At 62.6% G+C, this 17,789-nt stretch carries 14 protein-coding genes and 1 tRNA gene; 8 read left to right on the top strand and 7 right to left on the bottom strand.

From position 1 onward, the window contains the following. Window positions 1-71: 71 nt before the first annotated feature. Together XI02_RS09590 and XI02_RS09585 are read left to right on the top strand one after the other, a co-directional pair. Window positions 72-317 carry a hypothetical protein gene (locus tag XI02_RS09590; RefSeq protein ID WP_125459155.1) on the top strand — a complete coding sequence of 82 codons (246 nt, stop codon included), beginning with the start codon at window positions 72-74 and terminating at the stop codon, window positions 315-317. A gap of 477 nt (window positions 318-794) precedes the next feature. Next, window positions 795-1,550, top strand: a complete 756-nt coding sequence (locus tag XI02_RS09585) for a hypothetical protein (RefSeq protein ID WP_016844874.1) — start codon at window positions 795-797, stop codon at window positions 1,548-1,550. A 256-nt stretch (window positions 1,551-1,806) separates the two neighbouring features. On the opposite strand, the gene XI02_RS09575 is transcribed toward XI02_RS09585, so the two are convergent. Next, window positions 1,807-3,984: a P-loop NTPase fold protein gene (locus tag XI02_RS09575; RefSeq protein WP_028343441.1), complete on the bottom strand. Its 2,178-nt coding sequence runs from the start codon at window positions 3,982-3,984 to the stop codon at window positions 1,807-1,809. A gap of 209 nt (window positions 3,985-4,193) precedes the next feature. Further along, a tRNA-Glu gene (locus XI02_RS09570) sits at window positions 4,194-4,268 on the bottom strand. A gap of 586 nt (window positions 4,269-4,854) precedes the next feature. Here XI02_RS09570 and XI02_RS09565 point away from each other — a divergent pair. The 3 genes from XI02_RS09565 to XI02_RS09555 are packed head-to-tail and all read left to right on the top strand — an operon-like array spanning window position 4,855 to window position 7,963. After that, complete coding sequence (locus tag XI02_RS09565) at window positions 4,855-5,307, top strand: (2Fe-2S)-binding protein (RefSeq protein WP_016844872.1); 453 nt, start codon at window positions 4,855-4,857, stop codon at window positions 5,305-5,307. A gap of 1 nt (window position 5,308) precedes the next feature. After that, entirely contained in the window at window positions 5,309-7,636 is a 2,328-nt protein-coding gene (locus XI02_RS09560) for a molybdopterin cofactor-binding domain-containing protein (protein ID WP_172648476.1), read from the top strand. 54 nt (window positions 7,637-7,690) lie between these two features. After that, on the top strand, window positions 7,691-7,963 hold the full coding sequence (locus XI02_RS09555) for a hypothetical protein (protein WP_016844870.1): 273 nt from the start codon (window positions 7,691-7,693) through the stop codon (window positions 7,961-7,963). Between the two features lie 131 nt (window positions 7,964-8,094). Here the strand turns inward: XI02_RS09555 and XI02_RS09550 are convergent, their stop codons facing one another. The 3 genes from XI02_RS09550 to XI02_RS09540 all read right to left on the bottom strand — a co-directional run bounded on the left by XI02_RS09550 (window position 8,095) and on the right by XI02_RS09540 (window position 11,002). Continuing rightward, window positions 8,095-9,825 (bottom strand): methanol/ethanol family PQQ-dependent dehydrogenase, encoded by a 1,731-nt coding sequence (locus XI02_RS09550; RefSeq protein ID WP_016844869.1) that lies wholly within the window; start codon window positions 9,823-9,825, stop codon window positions 8,095-8,097. A gap of 67 nt (window positions 9,826-9,892) precedes the next feature. Continuing rightward, a complete protein-coding gene (locus XI02_RS09545) occupies window positions 9,893-10,540 on the bottom strand; it encodes a ubiquinol-cytochrome c reductase iron-sulfur subunit (RefSeq protein ID WP_137482194.1) in 648 nt (215 codons plus the stop codon). 126 nt (window positions 10,541-10,666) lie between these two features. After that, window positions 10,667-11,002: a hypothetical protein gene (locus XI02_RS09540; RefSeq protein ID WP_172648477.1), complete on the bottom strand. Its 336-nt coding sequence runs from the start codon at window positions 11,000-11,002 to the stop codon at window positions 10,667-10,669. Window positions 11,003-11,023: 21 nt separating this feature from the next. Between XI02_RS09540 and XI02_RS09535 the strand changes: the two genes are divergently transcribed. Together XI02_RS09535 and rpoH are read left to right on the top strand one after the other, a co-directional pair. Then, complete coding sequence (locus tag XI02_RS09535; protein WP_244980757.1) at window positions 11,024-12,043, top strand: RluA family pseudouridine synthase; 1,020 nt, start codon at window positions 11,024-11,026, stop codon at window positions 12,041-12,043. 216 nt (window positions 12,044-12,259) lie between these two features. Beyond that, window positions 12,260-13,156: an RNA polymerase sigma factor RpoH gene (rpoH, locus tag XI02_RS09530; RefSeq protein WP_024581019.1), complete on the top strand. Its 897-nt coding sequence runs from the start codon at window positions 12,260-12,262 to the stop codon at window positions 13,154-13,156. 377 nt (window positions 13,157-13,533) lie between these two features. Here rpoH and XI02_RS09525 read toward each other — a convergent pair whose 3' ends face one another. Further along, complete coding sequence (locus XI02_RS09525; RefSeq protein WP_370143918.1) at window positions 13,534-15,210, bottom strand: arylsulfatase; 1,677 nt, start codon at window positions 15,208-15,210, stop codon at window positions 13,534-13,536. Between the two features lie 776 nt (window positions 15,211-15,986). On the opposite strand from XI02_RS09525, the gene XI02_RS09520 reads away from it, so the two are divergent. Then, the gene (locus tag XI02_RS09520; protein ID WP_026192274.1) at window positions 15,987-16,394 is read left to right on the top strand and encodes a hypothetical protein; all 408 of its coding nucleotides are present in this window, start codon (window positions 15,987-15,989) and stop codon (window positions 16,392-16,394) included. A gap of 366 nt (window positions 16,395-16,760) precedes the next feature. Here XI02_RS09520 and XI02_RS09515 read toward each other — a convergent pair whose 3' ends face one another. Then, complete coding sequence (locus XI02_RS09515) at window positions 16,761-17,762, bottom strand: transporter (RefSeq protein WP_172648478.1); 1,002 nt, start codon at window positions 17,760-17,762, stop codon at window positions 16,761-16,763. Window positions 17,763-17,789: the final 27 nt, after the last annotated feature.

Below are 17,789 nucleotides of genomic sequence, written 5' to 3'. Positions count from 1 at the left end.
TCCAAGTACATCCGATCGTGCGTTCTTTGCCCACAATGAGCGGCGCTCTCTATGGCGTCCTGAGACAAGACATGAGCGCGCGTGGCCAGCGGCTTCCAATCGTTCTTTATGAAGGGATGATTTGGGACGGGCGGGCTCGCTATGCCGCCTGTCGGACGCTCGGGGTCAAGCCTTGGCTGGTGCCGCTGCGGCGCGAAGACCCGATGCCGCACTATGTCAAGGCCAACTACCAGCGGTGCGGTGAGCCCAACTCCGCGGAGCGCAACGCGGTTGTCGAAACCTTGATGCCCGCCGGCAGTCCTGAAGGGCGGGCCTAATTCAATGCCCGACGAAAGGCCTGGCTTCAGACGGCCCGAGCTGAATTCCGGGACTTCATACGCGAACGGCCGCAGCCATGTGTGATATGCGGATCCGGAAGTTACTCACGCGCATCATTCGTTTCCGCTCGCGCTTCAGTTCGAATGCGGCGTCGACGATGCCATCCATGATTATCAGTGGCTTTGTCCCAAACATCATAATCGCGTGCATGTTCTTTTAGGTGGCTACCTGCTCGAAACCCGCGATCTGTCGTTCCTTGACTGCATCCCCGACCGCGACGCCACGGAATGGGTTGCGATCGAGAACTCGGCCCGAAAAGGAATCGATCTTTGCTGCGAGGCGCTTGGACGGACACCTGGCGAAACCGTCCGGCGAAGATACGATCCGCCCTATGCGTGGTTCATGCTTCGAAACTACGCGGCGATGTTTCCGGCAGAGGACTGGAGACGATTGGCGGCGTAGACGGCGGGCGAACCATGAAACGATGCTTCCTGCACGGCCATGGCGCTTGCGAAGGCAAGATTTCCAGCGAGCACTATATCTCGCGCACCGTTCTTGACGCGATCGGCGGCGGCGGTGCCGTTCATGTTGGAGGACTTCTGTGGCAGCCGCCGGATACGTTTCAGAGCATCGGGATCAACGCGCTTGTCGCAAAGGTCTTGTGCGAAAAGCACAACGCCGGACTGAGCCAACTGGACAAGGCGGCCGGCAGATTGTTTCGCGCGATCGACGGCGTAGATAAGCGTCCGGAAGCCACACATCCTCTGACACAGGTCGACGGCAATCTGATCGAACGATGGTTTTTGAAGCTCTACTGCGGCCTCGCGGCCGCCAAAAGCAGCGACACGGCTATTCCGGACACATTGCTGCGTCTGTTGACTGGCGAGCGGTGGCCCGAAGGATGGGGACTGTACGTCCCCTTTCCGGCCGCCCCTCTGACGCTCGCAACGGAGTTCTACTATGAGGCGCTAAACGCCCCGACAGGCGAAATCAAGGGCATCAAGCTTCGCGTCGCGGGCGTCCACTTTAACCTTTTGCTGGGACGGCCCGACAATCCGACCGCGTGGGGATTGCATCGACCGCGCGGATTGATCTTCAACAACGGCTCCTACGAAAAGCGCATCGAACTCTTATGGCCTGTCGTGAACGACCGGGCTGTCATCTATACGCGGACAGGTCAGAGCAGCGACCGCCCGCCCCAGTGGAGCGGCTGGCGTGAGACCTGCGCATAGCGATCCACTGTTAGCGCCTTATTCAACGCGGCTGGAAATGTATTTGGCGTTGCGTCTTGCAGCTATGATGGCGCGACTGATATCGCCTTCGTAACGCCAGCCACGGCACTGTTCGAGATCGAAATTCCCGAACATATAACCGATGGCCTCAAACAGGGCCGACCGTAACTCTTTGAGAGCTGGCGGCACGGGGACAGATCGCAGTGGACCGTCGCCCCCGGAATAGAGAAGCATCTGAGCTTGCGCGACGATTGGCTTAGTCGCGCGGATTCTTGTCTCGACGGCGCCAGGCTTCAAGAAACTCGTGGATCGCTGCGCCGTCATCGTCCGTTGCGTTGCGCGCATCCAGCTCCTCAACGCGGGATCTGAAAGCCGCCAGATCAAGAACTTTATCGAGGGAATCGACACCCGCCCGCGTATGACGCTTGGCTACAATGTCACCAAGACCGGACATGCCCATACCCTGGCTCCACGAATAGGTCGTGAACGCCCGCGCGAAGGTGACGATTGCAGCATCATTTTTGAATTGCTCCGCGGTCCATGCTTTGACCTCTGCGCCGTCATCCTTTGCCAGGTCGCGCCAGTCGAATAGCAACCGCGCCAATCGCCTGGCCTTCAGCAATTCGCCGGATTGGCTTGCAGCCCGTATGCGGTTGAGCGTCAAGGCTTCCAGCGCAACGGCGTCTGCCTCCGTCGTGAGACAATTTGATTCAGGTTCGGGCGCCCTGCCGTTGACCGGATAGTAATCGCGATAGGCGGAGCTGGAAAAATCGGCGAGCCAAGCCAACCCGGCTTTAGAACAAGCCTCGACAAAAATGGCGGAACGCGTTGCTAGATCGAAGCGCTCCAAGGTCAACCGACGCAGCAGCCAGTGAATGCGGAGCACATTGTCGGCGACCGAAAAGGCCTTCGCCCGGTCTCCCGGAACATCGACTTCGTCCCCAAGCTCGAACACCGCCGTTAAAAGTGGACCGACATCCTTGTCGGCGACATCGCCAGCATGGATAGTCATTTCGTCCAGCAGGAGCTGGGCCTTCGTGGTCCCATCTTTGCGCGCGACGGACAAAGCCGCTCGAAGGGTAGCTTGCACGAAAGCAGCATCGGATGCCCTGGCGATGATACTTTTTATCTCCTCCCGAGGAAGAACGTCGTCTCCCACGGAGAAGCGGAAATAAGAACCGAAATGCTCCTTCGTGCATACGCGGCGCTCGCGCACCCATTCGCTGTCCGAACCCTCACCGTAGTGAAGGTTATTCCACACGCTTTCGAGACGCGGAAAAAGCCGCATCAGCACTCGTCGCAAGCGCGGGCGGTCGATCTCCTTTACCGAGCCGAGCAGCAGGCTATCGATCTCACTTGCTCTACCCCGTCCGTCTCCCGTGCCTCGCGGCGCCAAACCGCAGAGTTCGCCTTTGTTTGCGCGAATGACACGGTAGACTTCGCCCCGAAGAAGCCGCAGCGTTTCGAGGGCGACAAAGTCCGCAAGATCGACCTCGCTGCCGACGGCAGCCCAAGTGACGGCCAGCGCATTCATCAGACGAATGAGATCGCGCGGCGTGCGGATTTCCGGCGCGATGACTTCGTAGAACACATTCATAAAGCGCTTGAGCTGCTCCTCAGGGGGAGAGCCGCATAGGGTGCCAATCTGGCGCAGCAGTTCCTGATTGAGATCGGCGGCTTGAGGCAGCGGTAGATCAAAGCCCGCCTGAATGATCTTTTCGAGATAATGCGGCCCCTCTGAAGGAAACCGCTCCGAAACGATCCCCTCGGCAAGCTCGCGATCGAAGACAAGCAGGTAGATGACGTTTGGTAAACGGCCCACTGACTTCACGAGACGAAAGATCAGAAGAGCCTCGTCCGGTGACAGGCGGTCGATGTCGTCGATTACGATGAGGAAGCGCTTCTTCTGGGCCCCCAGCGCGGCAGTCAACTCGGCATGAAGTTTTTCAACCGTGTCCTCGGTATGAATCAGATCGGCGAGCCACGCAAGGCCCGCTTCGGCGGCCTTGCCGGCTCCCTTGTATCCCGCAAGATCAGCAGCAGCACCGACAAGGGCGCCGGTTCGCAGCAACTGAGCCCCGATCTTTGGCAGAGCTTTCTTGAAGCGGTCGCCGAGCGATGGGCCGAGGCCCGCGTAAAGCTCGCGAAAGAAAGCCAGCGCCAAGGCCTCCTCGCCACGAAACCACCAGCAGGCGAAGTTCACGATGGCGATTTCGTCCGCGGCAACGGCGTCTTTCAAATGATGCAGGATAAGATTTACGGCACTGCTTTTGCCCGATCCCCAAGGACCATTAAGCGCGATCACCGTGCCTTCCGGCGCTTTGATCTTGCGAATGGATGATGCAAGCGCCTGCGCAAAAGGATCGATACCGAACCTGTCTTCGGCGGGTTGCTTGATCGGCGCATCGTTAGGCGATGGATTGAATTCGGACATGTTCACCGCGAGCAACGAATAGTCGCAGCGCCAACTCTGGCTGGCGCTGACCGCGATCCGCTTTGTGCGTCACGTTGGTACCAACTATGGCAGAGAGCTAGGCGATCGCATCACTGAATTAGTGTGGCGGAGTTCGCCAACGTTCGTCGGCGCTTATTCAACGGATATTCGACGAGTTTTCGATGAAAGCTCTAAGGCATTGAAATGATTGGCGCTCCCTAGGGGAATCGAACCCCTGTTTCAGCCTTGAGAGGGCCGCGTCCTAACCGCTAGACGAAGGGAGCGTTGAGAGGCAAGGCAATAGCCTCGAAATCCGGCCGCCGCAAGATGCCTTGTGCATTGCGGCGGGGATTTTGTCGGCCATGCTTTACGAACGCCCCGGGGGGCATCCGGCGCCATACCGCTGGATTTCCGGGTTCATCGCCGCGCGATGCCCTCAGGTGTGCAATCGCGCACCGGGGAAGACGGTGCCGGGCGCAATGCCGCGCGTGCCTTGCCCGAGCGCGTCGCACCTGCACGCTACAGTGGCACCGCCCTCGCGATTGCATGATGGCCACCCTGAGATGTCATGCCGTCGTCGTGCACGGCCCTGCTTTCGCCAAATGGCAATGCAAAACACTTGGCTGTGAAGTCACCCGGCGTCCGTCTCTGCTAACATCGCAGCCCTTCACCATGCTGCGCCCCGCACGGCGCCGGACAAGCAAGAGGAGTGCTTGGAACAAAGCGCAAGCGCTTGACGGCCTTGGCGCACGGCAGATTTGGCTCACGAATATCTTGGCACAACAAACATCAGCGCGGTCGCAGGTGATGGAAGACGTTCCACACCTCGCGCCGCACAGGTCAATAGCTTAGGCAGAGCGAGGACAGACCATGATCAAACTAAAAATCAACGGCCAGGAACAGAATTGGGACGGCGACCCGGATCTTTCGCTGCTCTGGTATCTCCGTGACGAAGCAGGCCTCACGGGCACCAAGTTCGGCTGCGGCCAGGCGCTGTGCGGTGCCTGCACCGTGATCATTGACAAGGAGGCGGTCCGCGCCTGCATCACCTCGGTGTCCGACGTCGTCGGCCGCGAGGTCACCACCATCGAGGGGCTGCATCCGACCGGCGACCATCCGGTGCAGAAGGCCTGGCGCCAAGTCAACGTGCCGCAGTGCGGCTACTGCCAGGCCGGCCAGATCATGCAGGCCGCGGCGCTGCTGGACCAGAACCCGAAGCCCAGCCACGACCAGATCCGCGAAGCCATGGCGGGCAATATCTGCCGCTGCGGCTGCTACCAGCGGATCGAGAATGCCGTCCATCTCGCATCGACGGGGGTGTGACATGAATATCCGCACCAATATCCCAACAGATTCTGGCAAGCTTCGCGGCTTCGAGAAGCACGTGAAGGTCGAGAACGTTTCGCGCCGCAGCATCCTCAAGGGGCTCGGCATCGCCGGCTCTTTCGTGCTCGCCGCGCCCGTGATGACGCGCCAGGCGTTCGCCTATGAGACCGGCGCCGGCAAGATGCCGCACGGCGTCGTGGTCGATCCGCGCGTGTTCGTCGCGATCGCCCCCGACGGCATCGTCACCATCCTGGCGCACCGCTCCGAGATGGGCACCGGCGTGCGCACCAGCCTCCCCTTGATCGTCGCCGAGGAAATGGAGGCCGACTGGTCGCGCGTCCATGTCCAGCAGGCGCATGGCGACGAGGTCAAGTTCGGCAACCAGGACACCGACGGCTCGCGCAGCACGCGGCATTACCTGATTCCGATGCGCCAGATCGGCGCCTCGGCGCGCTCGATGCTGGAAGCCGCCGCCGCCAAGAAATGGGGCGTGCCGGTCACCGAGGTGAAGGCGCAGAACCACGAGGTGGTGCACAGCGCGAGCGGTCGCAAGGCAGGCTTCGGCGAGCTCGCGGCCGACGCCGCGAAGGAGTCGGTGCCGAGCGTCGAGGGCCTCAAGCTGAAGGACCCCAAGGACTTCCGCTATCTCGGCAAGGGCCAGGTCTCGATCGTCGACCTGCACGACATCACCACCGGCAAGGCGCCTTACGGCGCCGATGTCCGCCTGCCCGGCCTGAAATACGCCGTGATCGCCCGTCCGCCGGTCACCGGCGGCAAGCTCAAATCGTTCGACGACAGCGCGGCCAAGAAGGTGCCGGGCGTCGAGAAGGTGATGGAGGTCAAGGGCTGGCCCTGGCCGTCCAAGTTCCAGCCGCTCGGCGGCGTGGCCGTGATCGCGCGCAACACCGGGGCTGCGATCAAGGGCCGCGACGCGCTGAAGATCGTCTGGGACGACGGCGCCAACGCCAAATACGACTCCGTCACCTATCGTGCCTCGCTCGAGGAAGCCGCGCGCAAGCCCGGCCTCGTGGTGCGCAAGGAAGGCGATGCCGATGCGGCGCTGAAGAGCGCCGACAAGGTGATAACCGGCGAATACTATTTGCCGCATCTCGCCCATGTCAGCATGGAGCCGCCGGTCGCGGTCGCCGACGTCAAGGGCGACAAGGCCACGATCTGGGCGCCGGTGCAGAGCCCCGGCGGCACCCGCGAGGATGTCGCCAAGACGCTCGGCATCCCCGAGGACAATGTCACCGTCAACGTGACGCTGCTCGGCGGCGGCTTCGGCCGCAAGTCGAAATGCGACTTCGCGCTCGAGGCGGCATTGCTGTCGAAGGAGCTCGGCGCGCCGGTCAAGGTGCAGTGGACGCGTGAGGACGACGTCCATCACGACTTCCTGCACACGGTCTCGGTGGAACGGATCGAGGCCGGTCTAGACAAGAGCGGCAAGGTGATCGCGTGGCGGCACCGCAGCGTGGCGCCGACCATCGCCTCGACCTTCGCCGCCGGCGCCAATCACGAGGCGCCGTTCGAGCTCGGCATGGGCCTGATCGACAACCCGTTCGAGATCGCCAACCTGCAGTGCGAGAACCCGGAAGCGGCCGCGTTCACGCGGATCGGCTGGTTCCGCTCGGTCTCCAACATCCCGCGCGCCTTCGCGGTGCAATCCATGGTCGGGGAAATCGCGCATGCGACAGGCCGCGACCAGAAGGAGATGCTGCTGGAGCTGATCGGAAGCCCGCGGATCGTCAACCTGTCCTCGGTGAAGGATCCCTGGAACTACGGCGAGCCCTATGACAGCTACCCGATCGACACCGCGCGCTTACGCAAGGTGGTCGAGCTGGTCGCCGACAAGGGCGAGTGGGGCCGCAAGGTGCCGAAGGGCCACGGCCTCGGCATCGCGGTGCACCGCTCCTTCGTCAGCTACATCGCGACCATCGTCGAGGTGGCGGTCGACGACAAGGGCAAGTTCTCGGTGCCGCGGGTCGACACCGCGATCGATTGCGGCACCTATGTCAATCCGGAACGGATCCACTCGCAGATCGAAGGCGCTGCGATCATGGGGCTGAGTCTGGCCAAATACGGCGAGATCAGCTTCAAGGACGGCAAGGTGCAGCAGGGCAATTTCGACGACTTCCCGGTGATCCGGATGGACGAGTCGCCTGTGATCACCAACGTCCACATCGTGCCGCCCGGCGCCGACACCCCGCCGAGCGGCGTCGGCGAGCCCGGTGTGCCGCCGTTCGCGCCGGCTCTGATCAACGCGATCTTTGCCGCGACCGGAAAGCGCATCCGCGCCCTGCCGATCGGCAAGCAGCTGGAGACGTGAAGCTGGAACGTCAGGCGAGATAGGTCGTTCTCATCGGTCCACTGGAGCAGATCGATGAGAACCTCACCTCAAACATTCGGGACGCTCGCGGCAGCCCTGTCCGCGGGCGTCTTTCTTTTTGCGACGCAGGCTGCGCTCGCACAGTCGGACTCGCCGCCGAAAGCGACCGCAACGCGCCCGGCCAAGGTGCTGCCCGACCAGACGTCGGTTCCGAGCAGCGGCCCGCCGTCGACCACCGGCCAGACCACCGGGGAAGCGAGCCGCGATCCCACGATCAAGCAGATGAACGACGACGAGAAGCGGAAGGTCGATACCAAGGGCAAGTAACGCAAGCGCAGACCGGGAAGCGGCGGTCTCCCCATCCGCCGCTTCCCGATCGCATCGCCCCCTGTCGCTGAGTCCAACAAAGGCTTGGGAGCATGATCCGATTCAATCAGATCACGCTCCAGATCGCGCGCTTACTTCTTGTCGAGCGCGAACACCCAGATCACGCCGCCTTGCGGGACGTTGTTCTCGAAGCCCTTGACCTTGCCGGCCAGAGCGTCCTGGATGCGCTGCGCGTCGACGCCCCAGCCCGACTGGACCGCGATGTATTGCGTTCCGTCGACCTCATAGGACATCGGCATCGCCATGATGCCGGAGTTGGTCTTCTGCTCCCACAACAGCTCGCCGGTCTTGGCGTTGAAGATGCGGAACATCCGGTCATTGGTGCCGCCGGCGAGAACCAGGTCGCCCGCGGTCGCCGTCACCGATCCGAACAGCTGCGAGGTCTTGAAGTCGTGCTGCCAGACCTTCTTGCCGGTGGCCGGATCCCACGCCTGCAACTCGCCGAAATGATCGGCGTTCGGTGCCGGCGTCAGCCCGATGTCCTCCGGCTTGGTGCCGAGCCAGAGCTGGCCGGGCACCAGCGGCTGCTTCTCGCCCGTGAAGCCGCCGCAGAAGTTCTCGTTGGCGGGAACGTAGACGAGCTTGGTGCTCTGGCTGTACGCCGCCGACGGCCAATCCTTGCCGCCCCATAGCGACGGGCAGAACTCGACCCGCTTGCCGAGCACCGGCTTGTGCTCGGGATCGACGATCGGCCGGCCGGTCTCGGCCTCGATGCCCTTCCAGACATTGGTCTTCACGAACGGCCAGCCGGACACGTAGTTGATCTTGTCGGGCTTGTTCTCGAGTATCCAGAAGATCGCGTCGCGTCCCGGGTGGATCAGGCTCTTGAACGACCGTCCGTCACGCTGCAGGTCGACCAGCATCGGCGCGTCGACCTCGTCCCAGTCCCAGGAATCGTTCTGGTGATACTGGAAGTGCTTCTTGATCTTGCCCGTCTCGGGATCGAGACCGATCACCGAGCTGGTGTAGAGGTTGTCGCCGGCGTGTGCCGAGCCCGGCCAGGGCGCAGCGTTGCCGACGCCCCAGAGGATCGTCTTGTTGTCCTTGTCGTAGGTGCCGGTCATCCAGGCCGATCCACCGCCCGACTTCCAGTCGTCGCCGCTCCAGGTCTCGTGCCCGGGCTCGCCTTCGCCGGGGATGGTGAAGGTGCGCCAGAGCTCCTTGCCGCTCTCGGCATCGTAGGCGACGACATAGCCGCGCACGCCGAACTCGCCGCCGGAGCCGCCGACGATCACCTTGCCGTCGATCACCAGCGGCATCAGCGTCAGGTATTGACCCTTCTTGTAGTCCTGGACCTTGGTGTCCCAGACCACCTTGCCGGTCTTGGCGTCGAGCGCGACGACATGGTCGTCGGTGGTGGCGAAGTAGACCTTGTCCTGCCACAGGCCGACGCCGCGGCTGGTCGGATGCAGCTGGAACAGATCGTCGGGAAGCTGCCGCTTGTAGCGCCAATACTCCTCGCCGGTCTTGGCGTTGAGCGCGATCACCTGTCCCATCGGGGTCGCGGCGAACATCACGCCGTTGTTGACGATCGGCGGCGCCTCATGGCCCTCGATGACGCCGGTCGAGAAGGTCCAGACCGGCTTGAGGTCCTTGACGTTGGAGGTGTTGATCTGGTTGAGCGGACTATACCCCTGTCCGTCATAGGTCCGGCGATACAGCATCCAGTTGCCGGGTTCGGGATTTTCGAGACGCGCCGAGGTCACCGAACTGTAGTTTTCGATCGGCCCCGCGACGGCATAGGTCGAAATGAGGCACGTGAATGCGACACAACTCGACAGTAACCACTGCTTGCTTGTCATGAGATGCTACCTCCCTGCTCTGTTTTGATTTTTTCAATTTAGGTCATGCAGAAATCCCGATGTGGCCTCATCCTCCCTGCTGAGCACCCACCTTTCCGACGAATGGCGCTGCGACCGTGATCGCGCCGTCGGCAACCGTCAGCGGCAATGCCGCGAGGCGACGTGGCGCCGGCCCGAACACGACCTGCGCATTCTGCCGCGGATCGTATTCGGAGTTGTGACAGAGGCATTTCAGAACGTTCTTGTCGCCCTGCTCCTCCTTCAACCAGGCGGTGATCGGACATCCGGCATGCGTGCAGACGACCGAGTAGCAGACGATGCCGTCAGGGGCGCGGGCGCGCGTGGCATCGTCGAGCTCGTTCGGATCGAGCTTGACGAGCACGACCTCGTTCAGCCGCGAGCCCTTGCGGACGACCGAGGTGTTCGGGTCCTGCGGCCAGGCGCGAATGGGCGGGCCGCCCAAGGTCAGATCTTCCGACTTGATGACCTGGCCCGCCTTGTCGCCCTCGGCGCGCACGAGCCGATCGGCTTTTTGCGGCCGCTCATTGGCGCCGGGCTGTTCGTCATCGTCGGCGGCCGCAGGCTCGATCGCGGCGAGGCAGGCGCAGCTCGCGAGCGCGGTCAACACCGCGCGGCGCGTCGGGTCGGCGCACGACCCTGCCGCATCGGATTCACCGGACTGTTCGATGGAAGCGTTGGAGTTGGATCGCGACATGGCGCAAGCTGAACGTGCAACTCGGCCGAAAAGATGGCGACACACCTTCTCGATGCGCGAACGCATGCGCAAAAAATACGCTGCAGCTTTCGGTTGATCGACGGCGCGGCTTCGCGATTGCTGCGATCAGGGTTCGTTGACGAAGCTCAGCCTGCCGACAGGTTTCAGCGTCTTTGCATCAAATGTGCGAATCTCTGTTGCACCGCCCACATCAAGCGTGAGGATCAATCGCTCGCCGGCGACGCCGGTGGCGACGATGCGGGCGCCCTTCGGCAGCGCAGCAGTGACGTCGGAAACGGAAACGGGGCTTCCCTCGCTGCGATAAAGGCGGTAGCCGATGGCAATCAAGACGACGGCCACGGCCAGTGCCGAGGTCAGGCCCGCGATCAGCATCATGCGCCGCACCCGCGCGATCAGCGCGGCCTGGTCGGGGGTCGGTTCGGTCGCAGCGGTGTCGGTCATCACAAGGCTCTATCTTTGCAAGTGTCTTCGCAACAAGTCTCTTCGAATGGCGGTCGGAAGCTGGAGGTCGTCGTCGCCGGCGACGAGGGCTCGGCCCGGCTCGACCGCGTGCTCGCGCAGCGCAGTCCCGAGCTGTCGCGGTCCCGGCTGAAGGCGCTGATCCTCGCCGGTTCCGTGACCGTCAAGGACGCCGTCGTCCGCGACCCCGCTTATCATGTCGCCAAGGGCGATACGATCATAATCGACGTGCCGGAGGCCGCGCCCGCCGAGCCGCAGGGCGAGGACATCGCGCTCGATATCGTGTTCGAGGACGACGACATCATCGTCATCGACAAGCCGAGGGGCCTCGTCGTGCATCCCGCCGCCGGCCACGCCAGCGGCACGCTGGTCAACGCGCTGATCGCGCATTGCGGCGCGAGCCTGTCCGGCATCGGCGGGGTCAAGCGGCCGGGCATCGTGCACCGCCTCGACAAGGACACCACGGGGCTGATGGTGGTCGCCAAGAACGACCACGCCCACCAGTCGCTGACCGCGCAGTTCGCCGACCATGGCCGCACCGGCCCGATGGAGCGCGGCTACATGGCGTTCGTCTGGGGCGTGCCGAACCGGCCCCACGGCACGATCGACGCGCCGATCGACCGCCACCCGCACGCCCGCGAGAAGATGGCGGTGCGCCAGGGCGGCCGCGAGGCGATCACCCATTTCGAGGTGCTCGCGAGCTTTGCCGGCCGCGACGGCAAGCCGGTCGCATCGCTGCTGGCGTGCCGGCTCGAGACCGGGCGAACCCATCAGATCCGGGTGCACCTCGCCCATCTCGGCCATCCCCTGCTCGGCGACAGCGTTTACGGCGCCCACTTCAAGACCAAGGCCGGGCAACTCGGCGCGGAAGGTAAGGACGCACTCACCGCCCTCGGCCGGCAGGCCCTGCACGCCTATCTGCTGGCATTGGAGCACCCCCGGACCGGAGAACTTTTGCACTGGGAGGCGCCTTTGCCGGAGGATTTGCTTCTTCTGCAACGGGCGCTGGAAGCGGCGGTATGACGCACCCCTTCCGGAAAAGCCGCGTTATGACAACAGGTTATACCTGCCACACGGGGACGTGACGTCAGCAATCCTTCCCTATCACGGACAGTTTGGTGTATGTTGCACCTGCGCTGAATATCCAGCGCGGAACATCGCAGCATGGCCGGCTTTAACCCAGCGGCCACCTGCCGGGCCCGCCGCTATCGGGGGCCTGAACCACTGGAGGGCGCTCAAATGGCCCGTACAGCTACGTTGCCGGTCCTCAATGGAGAATCCGGCCTCTCTCGATACCTCGCCGAGATCCGCAAGTTCCCGATGCTGGAACCCCAGCAGGAGTACATGCTCGCCAAGCGTTGGCGCGAGCATGACGATCGCGACGCGGCGCATAAGCTCGTCACCAGCCATCTCAGGCTCGTGGCCAAGATCGCCATGGGCTATCGCGGCTACGGCTTGCCGATCTCCGAGGTCGTCTCGGAAGGCAATGTCGGCCTGATGCAGGCGGTGAAGCGATTCGAGCCCGAGAAGGGCTTCCGTCTCGCCACTTACGCCATGTGGTGGATCAAGGCGTCAATACAAGAGTACATTTTGCGTTCCTGGTCGCTCGTGAAGATGGGCACCACCGCGAACCAGAAGAAGCTCTTCTTCAACCTGCGCAAGGCGAAGAGCAAGATCTCCGCCCTGGAAGAGGGTGATCTCCACCCCGACCAGGTGAAGCTGATTGCCAAGCGCCTCGGCGTGACCGATCAGGACGTGATCGACATGAACCGCCGCCTCGGCGGTGACGCGTCGCTCAACGCCCCGATCCGCGACGACGGCGAAGCCGGCGAATGGCAGGATTGGCTGGTCGACAACTCGCCCAACGCCGAAGCCCTGATGGCCGAGAGCGAGGAGTTCGATCATCGCCGCCAGGCCCTGAACGGTGCGATCGGCGTGCTCAACCCGCGCGAACGCCGCATCTTCGAGGCGCGGCGTCTGGCGGACGAGCCGATGACGCTGGAAGACCTCGCCGCCGAGTTCGGCGTGTCGCGCGAGCGCGTGCGGCAGATCGAGGTCCGCGCGTTCGAGAAGGTGCAGTCGGCCGTCAAGGGCACGATTGCCCGGCAGGAAGCCGCGCTCGAAGCCGCGCACTGATCGCGCTGCGACGAACCAAGAGACACGAAAGCCGGCGGCAACGCCGGCTTTTTTGTTGTTTGCAAAGTGGGGCTCGGCACGCGCCTCGATCAGTCCGCCTGCCGACAAATGTCCGCATCAGCCTCGGGAGCGGACACGCGAGGCGCACTTGGTCATGTCGGTTTCGGGGCCACAAGCTGACATCGCTAGTTCTTTGGGCACGCTTCGGGAGCGCTCCATCTCACCTATTCGAATGCAAAGATAATCCGCTTCCAATCCTTCTTCGTTGAAAGCCTCATCTTGCGCTTCTCGTGGAGTTTCTGGATGCCCGGGGACAGGCGGCCGGCGCTTTCGCGCCGGCCGCCTCTGTTGTTCTCAATCGCGGCCAGATGTTGCCATTAGTCGCTGCGGCCGGCCGTCTTCATGTCCTTCACTCGCTGCATGACCTGCTCCAGGTTGTAGCTGGCCGGGTCCTGCAGCGGCGGGAATTTGATGAAGGTCTCTAGGTGCCTCAGCCACAGCTGCTGGCCGATCGGCAGCATGTTCCAATCATAGACGTAGGCAGTAGACGGAGAAGCAATAGCCCCGGCCATGCCGAACAACGTCTTCAGCTGTGTACCAACGGAGGTTTCGAAAGGATCGCGCTTGATGTTGACGACCTGGGTCCAGGAGTAGGGCTGCACACCGGCAATGAAGCCAGCTGGTGAGTCCGACACCATCGCGAAGTACATCTTCCAGTTCTTGTAGCGGACCGCCGACGGCTCCTTGCCGGAGTAATACAAGAAGTGGTCGCGGGCCGACTTGTCGGACTTGCCGCTCAGATAATCGATCTGATTAACACCGTCGAGGGTGGTCTTGACCATATTAGGATAGCCGGCCTCGACCTGTTGCTTCAGTGCGTCGCCCTTGGGCCCGCCGGCGATCTCGACGAGGGTCGGGAGCCAGTCGAGGGCGGAAAACATTTCGTTCTTGACCGTGCCGGGCTTGATGACGCCGGGCCAGCGAATCACCATCGGAGCGCGCATGCCGCCCTCCCAGGTGCTCAGCTTGCCGCCCTTGAACGGTGTGACGCCGCCGTCCGGGAAGGTGATGGTCTCGGCGCCGTTGTCGGTGGTGAAGACGACGATCGTGTTGTCGAGTTGGCCCATGTCTTCGAGCTTCTTCAGTACCACGCCGATGTTGTCATCCATCTGCTTCATGCCGGCTTCGTTGACGCCCCAATCCTTGCCGCCAGGCTCGCCCACCATGGTCAGATACTTGTCCGGCAGCACGGTCGTGATGTGCATGCGTGCCGGGTTGTACCAGACGAAGAACGGCTTGCTGGTCTTCTTCGGGTCGTTGCGATCGAGGAAGTCGACGACCTTGGCCGAGATTTCTTCGTCCACGGTCTTGGATCGCTCGAGAGTCAGCGGACCCTCATCCTTGCAGGTCATGTTCTTTGCGGTGCCGTCCGAGGACTTGCAGGCGAGCATCGGACGCGGCGGCGTCAGGCAAACCGTGGTCCTGGGATCTACAGCGCCGGGGACCTCAGCCACGCCGGGGATCGGCGTGTTCTTGCATGGCGGCGCAAGGGTCTGCTGGGTCGCGGTTTTGTTGAGGTCGGGGAAGCTCACCCCTTGCATGGCGTCGAGGTGATAGAGATAGCCCCAGTATTCCTGGAAGCCTTGCGCAGCCGGCAGCGACTCGGTGTGGTCGCCGAGATGGTTCTTGCCGAACTCGCCGGTGGTATAGCCGAGATCGAGCAGGAACTTGGCAAGCGTCGGCGTCCCCGTCCGCAGATAGGATGGGCTACCGGGAATTTCCGGCAAGACCATGCCGACGCGAACGGGCTGCATGCCGGTTAAGAAGGCCGTACGCCCGGCCGTGCAGCTCTGCTCAGCGTAGTAGTGCGTGAACATCGCGCCTTCGTTGCCGATGCGATCGATATTCGGCGTCTCCCCGACCATCAATCCGCGGTGGTAGATGCTCGGCTGCATCCAGCCGATGTCGTCACCCATGATGAAGAGAATGTTTGGCTTTTGCTGGTTTTGCGCCAACGCCGGTGTGCTGACCGGACCGGACAAGGCCATCAGCATCGTCGTGCTGAGCAACGAGGCGCAGGCCCCCTTGAGCCAGCCAGATGTCTTGCGGGGCGGCGTTCCAGTAGGGGGCGACGGCTCGTCGGGCAATACAGAACTCAACATGGCTACGCTCTCCTGTTTATGATGCGTTAGGAAACTCCTCGACTGATGCATCGAAGGTGTGCCGGCGCCTCCTTCGGATAATGCTTGTCCGATCCCATGCGGAACGTCCCGCCGGGTATGCAGATCATTTTTTCGATATATCTGACGGACCATCGCAAATGGCGATATCGCGCGTGCGCTTGAGCTTCGCTCGAATGCCGCGGTGCCGCATGGCCGCCCTGAAGTTGATACAGGTGACACTCACTCGATTAAGGCGATCTTGATCTAGATCAAACCGGGACTGCCTTCGGGGGCAGCATTCCGGGAAGCACTGGACGTATGCCGATAGATCCGCCTGCCGACGAATGTCCGCATCAGCCTCGGACGCGAACAAGCGAGGCAAACTTGGTTCATGTCGGCCAAGGGGCCAATTTCGGACATTCCTGACAGGCCGCAGTGTCTTCGTGCAACGCCACCTGTTCCCCGGATGCGTCAGGTGACGTAGAATGTCACGGCCCTTGAAACGGGACGTGCCGAAATCACCGTCCGGGCAAAACGAGCAGCACTGGTGCTATCGGCAGGCACGCTCTCTTAGAGGCCGTTCTTTTTTCGGTTTCGCACCACCGTTCACCACGAACTTTGCGCGCTGCATTTGCGGCGGCTCGTTCGGTAACGTCGGGAGAAAAGCGATGAGGAAGGTCGATCGAAGGTCCGCACTGGGAATCGCGTTGGCAGCGGTTTCGACTGCCATGATCAAGCCCGCCGAGGCTCAAGCCACGGGCTACAAGGATAGTGCACCTTGGCCAGGCGTCGTGTTGCGCGAATATGAAGGCGAGACACCATCCCTGATCCCAGGATTCAAGACGGTCTCGATGCGCGATGTCATTATGCAGCCGGGATCGAAGACCATGGGTCCCCCGATGATGAATGCCATGATCTGCCATATCACCGAAGGGGAGCTTCGGCTTGAGCAGGACGGAAAGACCTTTACGGGCAAGAAGAATTTTGTCTGGACCTGCAACAAGGAAACAAAAGAGCAGGCGTACAACGACGGGAATGTGGTCGCGATCATGCGGATCACGGACCTGAAGGCCTGAGGCTCTTTTTCTTCGCAAGAGATCGATTGCAGGAGCGGATGGCGCACGCGACGGCGCGCCATCCGCGTGCAGGACCGCTTCGGTCAGAAGGCGTAGCGCGCGCACCACAAGGTCGATGGGTATCGCTTCGCTCCACCCATCCTAAGCGGCTGGTTTTTGGCCTGATGCTTCGGCATGTACCTCGATCCAGGACGTATGCCCATCAATCCGCCTGCCGACGAATGTCCGCATCAGCCTCGGGAGCGGAGGCGCTCTTGCCACGTAGGCTGAGGGCCAAAAAGGCGACATCGCTCTGCGCCGCCGCGACATCCGTAGGTGGCCAGAAGCAGGCGTCTCGCCGTTGCGCGACCTGAACGTGACCGGTTCTCAATATCTCCGCATGACCGGTTTGGCGGATGTCGGCTCCGGCGCGGCAGGCGAGATCGCGAAGGTCAGCCAAGTGTTCCAGCCCACCGCGCGGTTCTGGGCGGCGAATTCCCAGTAGCCTTTCAGGTTCACGTATCCCTGCAGCTTGTCGCCCATCGGAAAGATGTAGCCGGCCTGCGGACCGACCCCGGCGACGCGGGAGCGGAAGCCGCCAAGCGACGCCGGCGCGCCGACGTCGTCGGCGACCTGCTGGAAGTAGTAGCCAACCAAGCCGAGCTGGAGCTTGCTGTCGAAGAAATGGGAGGCACCCCAATCGATGTGGAAGTCCGCCCCGTTTCGATACTGCGTGTCGGGGTTCTTGAAGTTGTAGGTGAGTCCGGCGACCCAGGAGAACTCGTTGCCGGACTTCGGGTCGAAGTAGGTGTAGCCGCCGCCGAAATCGACGGCGGCGTGACCAATGCCGAGATTAGCCAGGCGGGCAGGATCGTAGTCACCGATCGGGATGTCGCCCATGCCGTAGACCATCAGGTTGTTGGTCCCGAAATTCCACTTCAGGGTAGCGCTCGGGATCACGTCACCAAAGGAGGTGAGTTCCTGCGTGCGAGCGAGCGCGATGGTGTTGCCGAGCGGTCCGGTCAGCGACAACGCTGCAGAGGCCTCGTTGCGGCCGGCAGCGCCGAGGATGCTGATGGCGGCTTGGCCGCCGAGCACCGGGGTGGCGAATGTGTAGGTCGGCCCGAAGAAAGCGAGATCGCCGCGGCCGCTGATGCCGACGTCGGTACGTCCGCCACGGGGGAATGGGGCGTTGGCTGCTGCCGCCGCTTCGCCATGGTAGTAGATCGTCGCCCATGACCACCCCGGCGTTCCGGGCACGGCAGCCAGGCTGCCGAAATTGCCGGGAAGCCAGAAGCTGACGCCACCCTCATCGGCGAGGGTCGGCGTGAGGTTCGCCGATGCGGTCAGCGCGACAATCGCCAGACAAAGGGTCGATGTTCTTCGCATCGGTTTGACTCCATGCCGAGAGAGGTC

The sequence above is a fragment of the Bradyrhizobium sp. CCBAU 21365 genome, from assembly GCF_015291305.1.
GTDB classification, from domain to species: Bacteria; Pseudomonadota; Alphaproteobacteria; order Rhizobiales; family Xanthobacteraceae; genus Bradyrhizobium; species Bradyrhizobium elkanii.
The sequence above is the reverse complement of the archived record's forward strand: the minus strand, read 5'-3'. Positions and strand labels throughout refer to the sequence as shown.